This window comes from Planctomicrobium limosum (assembly GCF_051465645.1).
Taxonomy (GTDB): Bacteria; Planctomycetota; Planctomycetia; order Planctomycetales; family Planctomycetaceae; genus Planctomicrobium.
In genome coordinates, this window is record NZ_CP195790.1 from 1,336,868 (window position 1) to 1,351,193 (window position 14,326).

17 protein-coding genes and 1 tRNA gene are annotated in these 14,326 nt (G+C 53.6%); 14 read left to right on the top strand and 4 right to left on the bottom strand.

Features of this window, described 5'->3' with window-relative positions:
* Positions 1 to 482 precede the first annotated feature (482 nt).
* Together SH527x_RS04920 and SH527x_RS04925 are read left to right on the top strand one after the other, a co-directional pair.
* Positions 483 to 3,182 carry a hypothetical protein gene (locus tag SH527x_RS04920; RefSeq protein WP_437193533.1) on the top strand — a complete coding sequence of 900 codons (2,700 nt, stop codon included), beginning with the start codon at positions 483 to 485 and terminating at the stop codon, positions 3,180 to 3,182.
* Positions 3,183 to 3,604: 422 nt separating this feature from the next.
* A tRNA-His gene (locus SH527x_RS04925) sits at positions 3,605 to 3,678 on the top strand.
* Positions 3,679 to 4,896: 1,218 nt separating this feature from the next.
* On the opposite strand, the gene SH527x_RS04930 is transcribed toward SH527x_RS04925, so the two are convergent.
* Positions 4,897 to 5,457, bottom strand: a complete 561-nt coding sequence (locus tag SH527x_RS04930; protein WP_437193534.1) for a hypothetical protein — start codon at positions 5,455 to 5,457, stop codon at positions 4,897 to 4,899.
* Positions 5,458 to 5,559: 102 nt separating this feature from the next.
* On the opposite strand from SH527x_RS04930, the gene SH527x_RS04935 reads away from it, so the two are divergent.
* A complete protein-coding gene (locus SH527x_RS04935) occupies positions 5,560 to 5,799 on the top strand; it encodes a hypothetical protein (protein ID WP_437193535.1) in 240 nt (79 codons plus the stop codon).
* A gap of 268 nt (positions 5,800 to 6,067) precedes the next feature.
* Here SH527x_RS04935 and SH527x_RS04940 read toward each other — a convergent pair whose 3' ends face one another.
* Entirely contained in the window at positions 6,068 to 6,370 is a 303-nt protein-coding gene (locus tag SH527x_RS04940; RefSeq protein ID WP_437193536.1) for a hypothetical protein, read from the bottom strand.
* Between SH527x_RS04940 and SH527x_RS04945 the strand changes: the two genes are divergently transcribed.
* The 4 genes from SH527x_RS04945 (at position 6,369) to SH527x_RS04960 (ending at position 10,149) form a co-directional block, all read left to right on the top strand.
* Positions 6,369 to 6,575 (top strand): hypothetical protein, encoded by a 207-nt coding sequence (locus tag SH527x_RS04945; RefSeq protein WP_437193537.1) that lies wholly within the window; start codon positions 6,369 to 6,371, stop codon positions 6,573 to 6,575. The genes SH527x_RS04940 and SH527x_RS04945 overlap by 2 nt on opposite strands.
* Positions 6,576 to 7,368: 793 nt before the next feature.
* A complete protein-coding gene (locus SH527x_RS04950) occupies positions 7,369 to 9,168 on the top strand; it encodes a hypothetical protein (protein WP_437193538.1) in 1,800 nt (599 codons plus the stop codon).
* A gap of 17 nt (positions 9,169 to 9,185) precedes the next feature.
* Positions 9,186 to 9,404: a hypothetical protein gene (locus SH527x_RS04955; RefSeq protein WP_437193539.1), complete on the top strand. Its 219-nt coding sequence runs from the start codon at positions 9,186 to 9,188 to the stop codon at positions 9,402 to 9,404.
* A 10-nt stretch (positions 9,405 to 9,414) separates the two neighbouring features.
* Positions 9,415 to 10,149, top strand: coding sequence for a hypothetical protein (locus SH527x_RS04960; RefSeq protein WP_437193540.1), 735 nt, complete (start codon positions 9,415 to 9,417; stop codon positions 10,147 to 10,149).
* 3 nt (positions 10,150 to 10,152) lie between these two features.
* On the opposite strand, the gene SH527x_RS04965 is transcribed toward SH527x_RS04960, so the two are convergent.
* Entirely contained in the window at positions 10,153 to 10,473 is a 321-nt protein-coding gene (locus SH527x_RS04965) for a hypothetical protein (RefSeq protein WP_437193541.1), read from the bottom strand.
* Between the two features lie 227 nt (positions 10,474 to 10,700).
* Here SH527x_RS04965 and SH527x_RS04970 point away from each other — a divergent pair, with 227 nt between their 5' ends.
* From SH527x_RS04970 to SH527x_RS04995, 6 genes are all read left to right on the top strand, one after another.
* Positions 10,701 to 10,892 (top strand): carbon storage regulator, encoded by a 192-nt coding sequence (locus tag SH527x_RS04970; RefSeq protein WP_437193542.1) that lies wholly within the window; start codon positions 10,701 to 10,703, stop codon positions 10,890 to 10,892.
* A 9-nt stretch (positions 10,893 to 10,901) separates the two neighbouring features.
* The gene (locus SH527x_RS04975; RefSeq protein ID WP_437193543.1) at positions 10,902 to 11,456 is read left to right on the top strand and encodes a hypothetical protein; all 555 of its coding nucleotides are present in this window, start codon (positions 10,902 to 10,904) and stop codon (positions 11,454 to 11,456) included.
* 11 nt (positions 11,457 to 11,467) lie between these two features.
* Positions 11,468 to 12,610 (top strand): hypothetical protein, encoded by a 1,143-nt coding sequence (locus SH527x_RS04980; protein WP_437193544.1) that lies wholly within the window; start codon positions 11,468 to 11,470, stop codon positions 12,608 to 12,610.
* A gap of 67 nt (positions 12,611 to 12,677) precedes the next feature.
* On the top strand, positions 12,678 to 12,956 hold the full coding sequence (locus tag SH527x_RS04985; protein ID WP_437193545.1) for a hypothetical protein: 279 nt from the start codon (positions 12,678 to 12,680) through the stop codon (positions 12,954 to 12,956).
* Entirely contained in the window at positions 12,904 to 13,377 is a 474-nt protein-coding gene (locus tag SH527x_RS04990) for a thermonuclease family protein (RefSeq protein ID WP_437193546.1), read from the top strand. The genes SH527x_RS04985 and SH527x_RS04990 overlap by 53 nt, the downstream gene beginning before the upstream one ends.
* Before the next feature lie 5 nt (positions 13,378 to 13,382).
* Positions 13,383 to 13,619: a hypothetical protein gene (locus SH527x_RS04995; RefSeq protein ID WP_437193547.1), complete on the top strand. Its 237-nt coding sequence runs from the start codon at positions 13,383 to 13,385 to the stop codon at positions 13,617 to 13,619.
* Positions 13,620 to 13,684: 65 nt separating this feature from the next.
* Here the strand turns inward: SH527x_RS04995 and SH527x_RS05000 are convergent, their stop codons facing one another.
* Positions 13,685 to 13,918, bottom strand: a complete 234-nt coding sequence (locus SH527x_RS05000) for a hypothetical protein (RefSeq protein WP_437193548.1) — start codon at positions 13,916 to 13,918, stop codon at positions 13,685 to 13,687.
* A gap of 58 nt (positions 13,919 to 13,976) precedes the next feature.
* Here SH527x_RS05000 and SH527x_RS05005 point away from each other — a divergent pair, with 58 nt between their 5' ends.
* The gene (locus tag SH527x_RS05005) at positions 13,977 to 14,312 is read left to right on the top strand and encodes a hypothetical protein (protein WP_437193549.1); all 336 of its coding nucleotides are present in this window, start codon (positions 13,977 to 13,979) and stop codon (positions 14,310 to 14,312) included.
* The last annotated feature ends 14 nt before the right edge of the window (positions 14,313 to 14,326 follow it).

Genomic DNA, 14,326 nt, shown 5'->3' on the forward strand with positions numbered 1-14,326 from the left:
AACTGAAAAGTTTGGACCGCTTTCCTCCGCCCTGCTCCACGATGAGACAGACCTCGAAGCGAAAGTGCAATCCAGATTGTCACTTTCGCCAATAGTGCCTGAACAGGCTGGGCTTGTCATCAATGAATGCAGAGCTAAAATGCGACTCGCCGAATCAGAATAATCTCTGGAATTGTCAGACTTTATTTCGTTCCAGAAGTGGATATTCTGCATTTGACAGGAAGTTCCCCTGAAAAATTGCCCTTTTGCGATTGCGTAAAGGTTATTCTACCGGGAAACCATCGCATTGCTTTTGCAATGAATGTCATTGTGGAGTTGTTAAAAAACTTCGCCACAAATGTGAGTGATTAAGTGATCGTTTGTGAGATTGTCAAGAGTCGACCAGTCGACATGCCGTCAAAGGCGAACTCCCCTCACGTCGGCGTGACCGGGAAAACATTAGTCATCGCCGCATCTTTTCGCGAATTTGACAAGGGACAAGGATGAGCTCGCCGTTTTCGATTTTCCGCCGCTACGAAAAAATCCTGATGGTGGTTCTCACAGGATTGGCGATGGTCACTTTCGTGCTGATGGGGTCTGTGCAGGACCCGAGCAGCCTTCCTCCTTCAATGCTGGTGCTGATTATTGCAGCAACATTGGGAGCCGTGGCCTGGCTCGCCGGGTTAAGTAAAGGAAAAGGTGCGGAATGGGGTCTGTCAGGTATTCTTGTCGGTGTCATCATCGGCATGGCAACACTGGTCTTTAACCGCCCGGCCAGCGCCGTCCTGATCGACAATGGGAACCTGACCTCTGAACAGGTCTCGGAACTGCGACGCCAAAGAAGCATCGCCAATCAGTTCGTGCTTCTTGCCTTCCAGAACAGCTTTGGAATGGACTTGCGCGGCATGCCTGCTGCAGTTCAACGACAATATTTATTCGGCAGCACCGCTGGGGAAAACATTGACATCAACGACATCGTGCTGAGCGAGTTACTGCGTCGGGAAGCCGACCAGATGGGCATGACCATTTCAAATAAAGTCGTGACCGAATTCCTTGGACAGGTCAGCAGCAAACAACGCCTGCAGGACTCTGTCCGCCGCGTTGAATCTCAACTCGACCAGCGCGAGCGTTTCATCCTTCCATTCTATATTCAACAGGTGAAAGAACGCCCACTGACCGGCGAGGCATTCACTGCAATTCGCCAGCAAATGCGAGTTTCAGAAAGCGAACTCCTCGAAGCAATTCGCAGCGAACTCAAAGCAGTTCAAACCTTCGAACTCCTTTATGGGCGAAACGAACTGGCACCAGAATCTTTCTGGGAATTCTACCGCCAGATGAATGTTCAGCAGACAGCAGACATTGCTGTTGTGCCAGTTGCTGACTTTGAAGCCGCTGACGCAAAGCCATCTGAAAACGAACTGCAGGAACTCTTCAACAAGTACCGTGACAACACTCCCGGATTCACATCAGAAGGCCGTGTTGAAGAAGGTCGCCCAGGATTCTTCCAGCCACGCCGGTTCAAAGTCGGCTATCTCGAAGCGGCTTACGACAACATTGAAACACTGGTCGGCGAGATCTCGGAAGAAGACGTCAAGAAGCGTTACGAAGAAAAGTACCTGCGTAATGTCCCTAAGACAGACGCGCCAGGTACCGAAACGCCTGCAATGCCTGCGACTGAAAAGCCAGCCACAGAAGCTCCTGCCGGCGAAAAAGCTGCTCCTGCAGCTGAGATGAAGACCGAATCAAAGGACGCTCCCAAAGCAGAGCCTGCAAAAGAAGAGAAGCCTGCAGCTGAAAAGGCTCCAGAGAAAGCTGACGCCCCAAAGGCGGAAGAAAAGAAGGAAGAGCCGAAATCAGAAGAAGCTCCGAAATCAGAGCAGCCAGCTTCTTTGATGAGTGTTCCAGCTTCTCGCAAACTCGCCTTCTTTGATGCAGCGGAAGCAAAAGCAGACGCAACTCCAGCAGCGAAACCAGAATCAAAACCTGAAGAGAAGCCAGCTGAAAAACCAGCTGCAGAGGAAGGCAAGCCAGCCGCCGAAAAGCCAGCTGAAACCAAACCGGCTGAAGAAAAGAAACCGGCGACTGACAAGCCTGCAGAAGAGAAGAAGCCGACCGAAGAAAAGCCGGCGACTCCAGCAATGCCAGCACCGGAACTTCCTCCAGCTCCGACTTCTGACATCCCTGCTCTGGACGACAAACTGAAAGAAGAAATTCGTGCCGAAATTCGACGCGAGCGTACTGTTGCTGAGATCCAGAAACGGACAGAAGCAGCCCATCAGTTCATGCTCGATCTGGGGCTTCGAGTTGGTCGAGACGAGTCAGACAAGACAACCGTTACCGAAGAACAAGCGCAGAAGGAACTGGAAGCCTACGCTGCAGAAAACGGTTTGACCTATGTGGTCACCCCGATGGTCAGCTATCAGGATTTGACCCAGTCAGACGACTACGCCATTGGTAATGCGATTTTGAAGACTGACCCACGGCTGAACGTTGCAATTCAGCTATACCAGACTGCTCCGACCGCATTCTATAAGGCAACCCAGGCAAACAACTTCAACAACCGAAGCGGTTATGCATTCTGGAAGCTCGCTGATAAAGAGCAGTACGTTCCAGCAAAAATCGACGACGAGCCAATCGTTCGTGAACAAGTGATTGAAGCTTGGAAGAAGCTGCAGGCACAACCAAAGGCAAAAGCCCGTGCCGAAGAAGTCGCGAAGATGGTCAAGGAAAGCGACAAGCCAATGGCAGAAGCTCTCGCGGAAACAACAGTTTCCGGGAAAGAAGGAAGCCTTTACCTGACAGTTCGCTCCACTGGTGAATTCACCTGGATGCAACGACCGATCGTTCCTCCAACCGGCCTGCAACAGACTCCTCCAGTGTCACCATCAATGGTGCCTGGTGTCGACAATCCGAGTGAGGCCTTCTTTAAGACTGTCTTCGACGAAATGAAAGTCGGCGATGTTCGTGTCATTCCAAACCAGGATCAGACTGAGTACTTCGTTGTGAAAGTCACAACACGTTACCCATCGACTCCGGAAGATCTGGAAAAGTTCCGTGAAGCCTTCATGGCAGCCGGAATGCAACAGTCCTACATCAGTCTTGCTCAGCGAACTCTCTCAGAGAATTCCGTTGACTGGCGATCAGACCTGTTCAAGAAGCACGAAGTTGTGATTTACGACACTCAGGTTGAATCTGATTTCTAGACGAGCGATCTCAAGTGGCTCAGCTGTTTCACTCAATGGAACGTCTATAGCCACGTACCAGATTGCAACAACTTGAACCGACGATGCCGAACTCCAGAAATGGGGTTCGGCATTTTCATTGCCAGACTGCAGCTCCTGCATGGATGGGAAGTGAAACAGCAAATGAGCTGGCGGCCAGAATAAAAGTTGGAATCTGCGATCCACGGCAGCAAATTCTCGTTGGGGAACGGAGATTCCATTTCAAAAATGATTCTGACAGTACTTTTTCACTAAAGAACGATTCTTGCTTGCAGATTCCTCTCCAAACCGAACCTGGAATTCATTTTGGTGTCCAAATCTCATGCGAATTCAGTTGCCGTAGCGGCCTGACTCCGATATCTTGCGTCTTTCCCAAAAGGAAGCGATTCCTGAGGGACTGGATGGTGGGCATAGCTCAGTTGGTTAGAGCACCAGATTGTGGATCTGGGGGTCGCGGGTTCAAGTCCCGTTGCTCACCCTTTATTGTTTCTCCGGCGCAAGCTGTTGAGAAACAAAGGGTTTCGAATACAAGAGGGTTTTGGAAGCGAGCCTGCATTCTGTAGAGGGGTGCAGAGGGACAATGAAGTAGGCCCTAGCGGCCTCTGCCTGTTTTACCCTGGTACCTCCTTCCAAAGCCCTCTTTTTATTGATTTGCTGAAATGTTGTGGCTCTGGCCGGTGGGCTTCCCTGGGAAGTTCACAACGGTTTTTTCCGTTGCCCGACATTCAAATCTGCGAACAAGAGGGTTTTGGAAGCGAGCCTGCATTCTGTAGAGGGGTGCAGAGGGAAAACACAAAGCAGGTCTTTATGGCCTCTGCCGTTTTGAACCCTGGTACCTCCTTCCAAAGCCCTCTTTTTATTGATTTGCTGAAATGTTGTGGCACTGGCCTGTGGGCTTCCCTGGGAAGTTCACAACGGTTTTTTCCGTTGCCTGACATTCAAATCTGCGAACAAGAGGGTTTTGGAAGCGAGCCTGCATTCTGTAGAGGGGTGCAGAGGGAAATCGAAAGTAGGCCTTTAAGGCCTCTGGCGTCAGAAACCCTGGTACCTCCTTCCAAAGCCCTCTTTTTACTGATTTGCTGAAATGTTGTGGCTTTGGCCGGTGGGCTTCCCTGGGAAGTTCACAACGTTTTTTTCCGTTGCCTGACATTCAAATCTGCGAACAAGAGGGTTTTGGAAGCGAGCCTGCATTCTGTAGAGGGGTGCAGAGGGAAATCGAAAGTAGGCCTTTAAGGCCTCTGGCGTCGTAGAACCCTGGTACCTCCTTCCAAAGCCCTCTTTTTATTGATTTGCTGAAATGTTCTGGCTCTGGCCGGTGGGCTTCCCTGGGAAGTTCGGAACGGTTTTTTCCGTTGCCTGACATTCAAATCTGCGAACAAGAGGGTTTTGGAAGCGAGCCTGCATTCTGTAGAGGGGTGCAGAGGGAAACACAAAGCAGGCCTTTACGGCCTCTGGCGTCGATACACCCTGGTACCTCCTTCCAAAGCCCTCTTTTTCTTTTTTGAATCTCTCAATGTCTGGCGGATGGACTCGGCGTCAGTGTCCGAAGTAAGGATCTTTCAATGGCGAATGCACCACAACAACCGAAACCACAGCCGCAACCCCGTCCCGACAATAACCCGTGGAAAGATCACCGAGGCGGGACCGAACGGCGTGACGATCAGACCGGAGATCGACGGGAACACAGAGGGTGAATTTATTGTGCCCAGACGCCGAAGGCCATCGACATAATGGAAACAATGAAGGCGAATTGAGTCCACCTCAGGACGGTTGCCTTCCAGTCGCAGAGGCTGCGCGTCGAGACTGTGGCAATATTGAAGGACGCGGCCAGTTTCCCCATCAGATAGCCAGGGGGCATGTTGTTTGCGTGTTCCAGCAGTTCCGCTGTTGAGGCGGGAGTCTCTCGTTTAAGCGGTTGCCGAATCCACATTGCCAGGAGCATGACAGTGCAGAATCCCGCGAAGGATCCCAGCAGCCAACCCGAGAATTGCAACTCCAACGCCTTCCCTGCTGTCATCACGCCGGCTGAGAGTGCGGCTGAGAACTGGAAGAGTTTCTCGGCTTTTCCATCGAGGGCATCAAAAGTTCCGGTCGCCTGCTGGAATTCTTGACGGGCATATTCCAGCGCCAACCGAAAGCATTCTTCCGAATGTTCATCCTGCGTGTCATTCATGCACGGAACAAACTCGCTGAAGAACTGTTTTGCACTGATGACTTCCGCTGACGAAGCATCCGGTGGGACAAGGAAGTTTAACATGGCCGTTCCTCTAATCCTGCAATTGTTTTGGTGGAAGTTCTGTAAGTACTTTCGGGATTGCAGAGTCTGACTGCTTGCGATTACAGTCCAGAGACTATGCCCATGCCAGAAACCATCTTGCGAATCTCTGGTCACGAACTGACATCGATCCGTGTTCGGCGCGATGACGCAGTGATTATTGAACTGCCGGTGAAAGAGCTCGCGGCAAAATCGCACCTGGCAGGCCGGAAGACCTCTGCCGATGAGGCAATCCTCTCGCAATTAGCAGACGCCTTGTCTCGACTGCAAAAAGAACTGCCTGAAGGCGTCATCGAGTTTCTGTTGCCGATGAAGTTGGTTTAGGAGTCGAGCCCCATCCCTGGAGAACTTTCGCTGCTGCCAGTTCCCCCACATGGTTGATTGCTTTGCACATTCTAGACTTTTTTTTCATCGTGCTGGAGATCGTTGCCGCGGCTTTCAGCACCTTGCGACAGTGATCAATGTCTTGAATCTTCCCTTCAGCGACATCCAAGAGTTCCCGCATGGATTCGAAGTAGGCTTGTTCAAATTCGGTCATAATGATTCTCGTTTGCCTGGAAATACACCGGACTGGGGGATTTAATCTCTTTAGTTATTGCGCCAGTTTCAGAATCTCTGTTGTTATCGCTGCAGTCAGATTTCCTTCGCGGGTGAGCTTTTCGATTGCCGTGAGCGCTTTGACGGACTGCTCATCCAGTCCATCCAGTGAAATTGCAATCTTCCCTCGTTCATGGTGCGCGAGTTCCAGCAGTTCCATCTCGAACTCTGGGCTGTTCATCGCTTCACACAATTGACCGATGCGATCAGATGCAGGGGCCGCGCCGTGGAAGCGCTCCCACTGAGACACCGTGACGAGCTTGAGCCCAATTCGCTCAGCGACTTGAGAGATTGTCATGCCGCTTTTCTTGCGGATTTCCCTCAGTCGCGATCCAAATGTTCTGGTTGACATGGATGTTTCCAATGAAAATGCTGGTCTGATTTGTTACGGAAGCTCGGTGAGAAAGCCGGTTCCACACTTTGATGACTGCTGCCATCGCTACGCTCCACATCGAAAAACCTTTCACAAAGTGGGGTTGATCGGCACGGAGCTTCAGCGATAGGCTGGCAATCATTGCGATTGCAGTCCGAGCCGCCCCCACGCAGGTTGTTTTTCACGGCAAACCTGCGTGGGGGTCTGTTTGTTTGCTTCTCTACACTTCCCCATTGTGGTGCGAATTTCTTGAGTACCAGATCTGAAATCTGGTACTCATTCCTTCTCAAGCACTGTAATTTCACTGCTTTGATTGACGATCCCTTGAGCCGCTTGCGGGACTTCCGCAAGCGGCTTTCATTTTTCTATCTTCCTGAAAATCACATGCAGCTTACTTGACATCTCGTTTCAATCGCGCATGATGGCGTCACCAAGTAAAAACAGGCATCGAAGTCTTCTTCTCTGAATCATGGCACTTACGCTTTGTGCCCGGTCAGGGTGGATCTCTCTTGATGCCACCTGTTCAAACCGTGGAGTCTTGAAGGATCAACGCGCCGCCTGTCTGCGTATTTGGTCCCCTGACCGAGCCCAAGCGATTTTGTGATGAGCTGCGCCTTGCCGTTTCATCGCTGATTTGCGTGATGACACTGTGCCCGTATACGCGGCACAGTGTCATCACCTTTCATCCGCTTTCGCCCGTTCTGCGACGACTCCGCCAAGCCGGAGAAACCTCGTGCTGCTGGGCACAGCCGCTACCGTTGCGCACATTTGTTTCCGCACACTGCTGCATTGTGTGCTAGGGAACTTGCAGACTGTTCGATCTCAGGAGTTCTCATGTCGCGCTCACATGGAGGCATCAGATTCGTGCTGCAGACAGACCACACTGCAAGCTGAGCGACGACGACAACCTGGAGCCACATGCTGTGCAAAAACAGAAGGCACCGCTACCGAAACAAATTTCCTTTCTCGATCCACTCGAACTGACATTGCGGGCAGCCTACGACAAGTACCACCGACGTGTGTCGCACAAACCCAGTTACATTCAGGCTGCAAACACGGCTCTGGCTCACTGGGAACGCTGTACGACCAATCCAGCAATTGGCGAAGTCACCAACGTGACAATGAGCGAGTTCGCTTCGACGTTCTTGCGCTCACCACTTCCAAGCAAAGTTGCGATCTTGCTCAGACGCTGCATCAAGGCAGACAAGAACGCGTTGTCCACTCTCAGGGCAATCGGACTGACAAAAGATCGATTCATCCGTCTCGACCAGGAGCAAGCCTATCAGGCCATCTGCACGGCCCGCACCATCCCGGCCGAGCTGTTGCCAATGACCCCAACGTTCAATGCCCAGGTACGATTGCTGGAAGCCATCTTTGCAACGTTGGGGCCGAAGCATCGCGGCAATCGTTATGCGATTGGACTCATGAAAGAAGTCCCCTGCTGTCGTATGGAAGAGGAAGAAGAACCGGAAGTCGTGACTGCGATCGAAGACGATCTAAACGCGATCTATCAGCACTGCGATGCTGCAGCATGGCCAGCACGCGAAAAAACCGGAGTTCCTCCTTCCGGGGTCAACTCTGGTGATCAGGATCTGTCAGGCTATTCTGAGATTGGCCACGGTCACACCATTTCCGATGTTTCAGGTTTGCAGGCCAGCCTGAACGCAAAAGCCGATTTGATTGGGGGTGTCATCCCTTCGTCGCAGCTGCCCGCGCTCGTGAAGACGGACGTTTTCACTGTCGAGGATGAAGAGGCAATGCTGGCCCTGGACGCTCAGACTGGGGACGTCGCGATCCGGACAGATCTGTCCAAAACCTTCATCCATAACGGAGGGGATGAAGGCACCGCTGACGACTGGTCGGAACTGATCTCTCCCACTGATGCCGTGACGTCAATCAATGGTCTGATCGGTAGTGTCACGCTGGGATATGTCGACGTGGGAGCGGCTCCCGCAATTCACGATCACGAAATCGCCGATATCTCAGGGCTGCTGTCCGCATTGAATGGCAAAGCCGCCAGTTCACACAACCACACGATCAGCAATCTCACGGATCTCCCGACGATCTCGGCCACGTCATTAGCCAACGCGATTGTGAAGGCCGGTTCAGGTGGCACGATCGCCGATGGTTGGTTGTCTGCGAACATTCCCCGCCTGGACGCTAGCAATACGTTCGCAGCAGACCAAACCCTAAGTGCGGTAGGCTCGTCGTCGAGTAACCCACGATCGTTGTTGATCAGTGCGAGTACTGGTCAGTTTGGAAGAATTGCAATTGCTGGTTCGTCGAATTCGCTGCAATCCGGCAATGGGCAGATCACGCAGCTTAGTTCGTACTACCGACTTGACTTAACCGGTGATAGGTTAACGTCGGCACCGAGTTTCGTAGCTGCTTATGGTGCTGAAAATACCAGCGTACGGATCTATTCGAGTCGTCCAGCATCACGCACCCTGGTATTGCAGGGTGCGGCGTCGCAGACAGCGAACATGCTGGAATTGCAAAACAATGCGGGAACTTCGCTGCTGGTCGTCAATAGTGACGGCCAGTTTGACACTCTGCGCAGCCGGGGAGCGACGATTCTAGGCGCCGCCACGTCTGCCGTCGCGGACGCCAGTCTCGGGAATGGGCAGATGAATCTCTATCTCGACGAAGCAGGAAGTAACCTCAAACTCAAGATCAAGACCAGCGCGGGGGTGATCAAAACGGTCACACTTGCGATGGTCTAGTTAATAGGGAACCAATCATGAGCAGTGCAGAAATCAGAGCCAAAATTGAAGTTCACGCCGGGGAAGCTCAACGGTTGTTACGCAGTCACCCGTTGGTCGCGGAATTCCATCATCACATTTGCAGAGTGAATGAACTTCAGCCTGAGTTACAACGACTCATCGAACATGAAGCAGCAGCCACGCAGGCTGAAATCGCGGTACCAGAAGTGGCGGATCGATCAGAGAATCAGGAATAAGTGAATCAACATGGCCTGTACCATCGTCTTCTATCACGACCGGTCCGGAGAACTCTTGACGCTCCGTCTCTCGAATGCCGCTGGTGACCTGGTCAATGGCAGTGAGCCTGATGAATTGATCGAAGTCGATGCGGAAGAGAAGCCGCTGCGTTATGAAGCTGTTGTGAGTGAGGCGATCGCCGGTTGGTTCACTGTGCAGATTTCGGATGCAAGGGGCCTGCTCTATACCGGCCGTGTCAACGTGTCAGCTGATGAGGGAATTTATCTCGTTGATGACCCGGCGATGACGGTGGCCGATCTGGGCGACATCGTTGTTGATAACGTGACCGTGACGCAGTTTTCCACGTCGGCTCTGGCTCAACTCGCAGGCCGAACCATCGTCGTCAGCTATACCGCTCTGATTGATAACCAGTTGCAGCCGCCGATCGTTCGCGGAGATACGTACTCCGCAGCCGTCGGCAATCCAATCGACCTCAGCAACTCAGACTGGCCTGACCTGCCTGACGGCACGACGATTCAACTGCAGGCCAAACAGCAGCGGACAGGTGTCGGTTTTGCGATCGATGGTTCCGTTGTCGTTGCAACCGGGGCCAAGGTGATCCGTTTTCAGATGACATCGGAACAGACCACAACATTCAAAGCGGGAACCTACACGTTCGGGATTGTGGCCACGATCCCGAACGCCAAGCCAGTTCACCTGGTATTGCCGGAAGCCACTTTGCGTGTCCTGAATGGAATCTCCTGACAATCAGGCATTCAGGTGGTAGGTCGCTGGATGTTCATCAGTTGGCATCGCTGACAATTTCGCTTCCGGATTGCGATTGGCGAAGTACTCGCTGATTTCCACTTTCGTTGCCTGGATCACCCGGGCAACATGTCCTCTGGCTTGCCATCCCATCGCTTTCGCGATCATGTCCATGGTCCAGCCATTGGCGTGCAACGTGACGGCTGCGAGTTTGCGGAGGCGAGTTTCGTCCGTCCCGGCCCAGCCACGATGTAGCTGGAGCAGGAAAGCAGCGGGATCCCCTTGCGGTTCTACGGCGGATCCATCGGGATGACGTACCGACATGGAGAACTCTCTTAAAAATGTGGATTGTGGAGTTGTGCTGCGCACCAGTCAGCACACAGAATTGAGGGGCGTTGATCGATCGATGGAACCGCCCCAGGCCAAGGAAGTGCCGGGGCGGTTCTTCTCTTTTACGACGTCATGGTCAACACGCCAAGACGACTGAACCGCTTCGGCCATTTCTGCCGGCCCTGTTTGCAAGATTTGCAATCCCATGAAGGGGGTCTGACATGCTGGTTCTGAGTCGCAAAACACAAGAAGCCGTCCGGATTCGCGATCGCGAGACCGGCGTTGAAGTCACCGTCACTGTCTCCCGGATCGATGGCCGCGTTGTCCGACTCGGATTTGACGCACCTGATCGAGTGGAAATCCTCAGAACGGAACTGATTGTCCAGGATGCGTCTCCCGTCGCCTCAGCCTGATGGATCGTCATGCTTTTCAACGACGTGGAACATCTGATCAAGCCAGGTGACCTGTTCTTATTTCGGGGTCGACTGCTCCATTCTCGCGTGATTCAACGCTGGACTCGATCGGTCTATTCCCATGTGGGAATCGCTCATCGCCCCCAAACCGCTGGGCAGGAATGTCTGGATGTGCTGGAAGCTCGAGAAGGCTCCGGCGTGATCACGCAGCCACTCCGGTACTATCTCGAACGCGGTGATCAGGTCGACTGGTTTTCGATCACCGACACAGCGATCGATCGAGCCGGGGTTGTTGCCTGGGCATGGGAACGTCGAGGCAGACGTTACGCGAGTTATCAGCAGCTGTTGAGATCATTCGTCACATTGCCGCTGGCTCAACTGCTGGGGCTCGATACCAGAATCGATCAGGGCCGCTGGTTCTGTTCCTTCTTTGCTGCGGAAGCACTCCAGGCCGGGGGCTGGGTCCCACCGTCCGATGAAATCATGCCGGGACATCTGATGAGTCCTGGTGCTGTCTCGTTGTTTCCTTGTCTGCAGCGGCAAGGGCCGTTGCGGCTGAACTGAAAGGTTCGCAGATGTCACACTACTCGACGGCAGACCGCTGGAGGCAGAACATTCCAGCCACCGATCGCCCACGAATTCGCTCGCTGATTGGTCTCTTCTCCATCATCGTCCTGACACTGGGACTCGTCCTGGGAGCGGCTGTGACAATGGCCAAAGGGGCGGAAACTCCTGTCCGGCTGACCCGGCAATCGGCAGAGCCAGAAGTTGTTCTGTTCACCATGCCCGGATGCGGGCCATGCGAGCAATTAAAGCGATCTGTTTATTCAGGCGAGTTGAGCGGTTTTAAGTTCGTCGTGGCAGACCAATCCGATCCATTGTATTCCGAGTTTCAGGCGACCGTTGAACCGAGCCAGTTTGATCTCGAACCCGGCCGCATGGGAGGAATTGGCAGACGACCAAGAACGCCGATCTTTCCAGCGGTCTGGGTTCGTGGTTCACTGAATCACTGGGTCGGCTTTCAGTCGGGAATGGTCACTCAGCTGCAGCAATTTCTGGTGAATGATGCCGCGTCCCTGGGACGTCAGTGGCAGCCGGAATCGACTCCAGCAGTATTACCCATGGTGCCAATTCCGGATCCGATCAACCCCACTCCTTCTCAACCGGCTCCAGTTGCCAGTGCGGATTTCGAAGGGGTCCATGTGATCGTGACCATCGCGAATCTCACGTCTCAGATGCCCGAGTTCCGTGCCGATGTGGCTCGCCGGGCCGATCGAGCGTTATCGGAGCTGGTGCGTCAAACCATTGGTGACAAGGTCGCAGCCACGATCGTGGCGGAAGTGGCTGATCCGACTCGCTTCGATGCGGTCTGTCGAGCTGCGGGAGTGAGACCAGGGGCGAATGGGATTCCTGTCGCCTGTACGATCCTCATTCCCGAACGGTTCAAAGGGCTGCAGGCCATGCTGGTCAAACGGGTCGAATACGCCCTGGATCAGCACTTTCTCGTTCCGCTGCAATCGGCGGGAATCTCAGTCGTCATCGAACGCATTCACGGCGAAACCTATGGAGCCGTACTGGAAGCGGCAACCGGTGCGGTCGACGGTTCGACACCATTGTCCCCGGAACATGCGATTCCGTTTGCGTTGTCAGCCTGGCTCGCTGAACGGAGCAATCTGGCCCGGCGACTGCTGGCCGCTCTGGGACTGCTGAAAGAGTAAAGCCGCTTCCTGATCATTCAGGAGCTGGCGAATGTTCTCGATCGTTACCTGCTTACGGAATCGTTCCATGTTCGGAATTCCTCTCGCAATCATTCTCGGTTCACTTTCCGGCTTTGGTGTCAACGTGGTCGGAGCGTTGGCCGGTGGCGGTACGAAGGCGATTGTCTTGCGTGCAGTGGTTCCTCTGGCCGTGCAACTGGCTCAAAGTGTCCTGGGAGGAACGGCGTCGCGCACCACGGCGGAGGATCTTTTGAAGGCCGCAGGCCATAAGGTTTCTCCTGAAGTGACTGCCGATGTCAAAGCCGATCCGACCGCAGCTCCGTCACGCACAACCAAAAAACGTTGATGCTCCCTGCCCACCAGCGGGCATCACGACGCCAGGTGTCCTGGTTCGCATCATTGATGGGGACACGGTGGAAGTCGAGATCCGGAGAACGCTCCGGGTGCGGATGCTCGATTGCTGGGCTCCGGAATCACGGACAAAAGACCTGCAGGAAAAGGAACTCGGTCTGGCGGCGAAAGCTCACCTGGCTGAGATCTGTCCTCCTGGATCAACGGTGACCCTGTTCATTCCAACATCGGCTGGTGGCCATATCGATTCCGTCTTCACGATGGGTCGCGTTCTGGGAGCCATCTGGGCCACTGATGGCGATCCACGGGATTTGTCACAGCGGCAACGGGATGCAGGCCATGCTACCGCCACTCAGGAAGAATCCCATTACAGCGGTTCCACCAAACGCTTACGGAAAAAGGAACTCACGAAATGAGTGGGATGTCTGAACTGGACCGGATTCTGCGAGAACAGAACGCAGCCATACTGGCGATGTTGCAACGGATCGAAGGACTGGAACGCAAGTTGACACAACTGGAAACAGAAAGCTGTCCAGCTGCGGTCCGGGCGACTGCTCAGATCATGGCGGCCAAGGCATTTCCTGAAGCCTATGCATCCTCTTCCGTGATCGACAACTTCGAGTTGCTGCATCAATCAGTGCTGGACGCCATTCAGTGAGAACGACGGGTTCCCCATGAGTCTCAATCGTGACGAAGGGCAGACAGATTCGCACACGGAAGCGATTACGGCGTCCATCCGTCAGCGAACGCAATCGAGCCCCCTCCAGCCAGCGTGGTTACGATGCCCGGTGGAGAGCGGCTTCGAAAGCCTTCCTGCTGCGTCCCGAGAATGCACTGTGCTGCCATTGCCTGCAACAGAACCACCGCACTCCATCGAATTGTGTGGATCACATTGTCCCTCATAAGGGAAATCATCAGCTGTTCTGGAATCAGACCAACTGGCAGCCGCTGTGCCACCAATGTCACTCAGTCAAGACAGTGAAAGAAGATGGCGGATTTGGAAGGGCTGTCCGACATGAGCAAGCGACAAACACGCCGACGCAAGCTGATGAATCTGAATCAGCAACGAGAACTGATCGCTCGCATCGTTGAGATACGGGAGCATGGCCAGCGACTGCGATCTGAACACGACAAGTTAATGGACTCGCTGAACCAGACGGTGGCGGTAGGCGATGTGCTGGAAGTCACAATGTCAGATGGATCCCGGCGACGGGTGAGTATTCAGGATCCTTTTCTGGGCTGTCATGGCCGCACCGTCAGCGTCTCCAGGACGATCACAGTCGATCGTTTTCATCTTCTGATTGAGGAGTTGCCCACATGCCAGAACGATACGGACCTGGTCGAAGTGTAAGTGTGTCGTTGCAG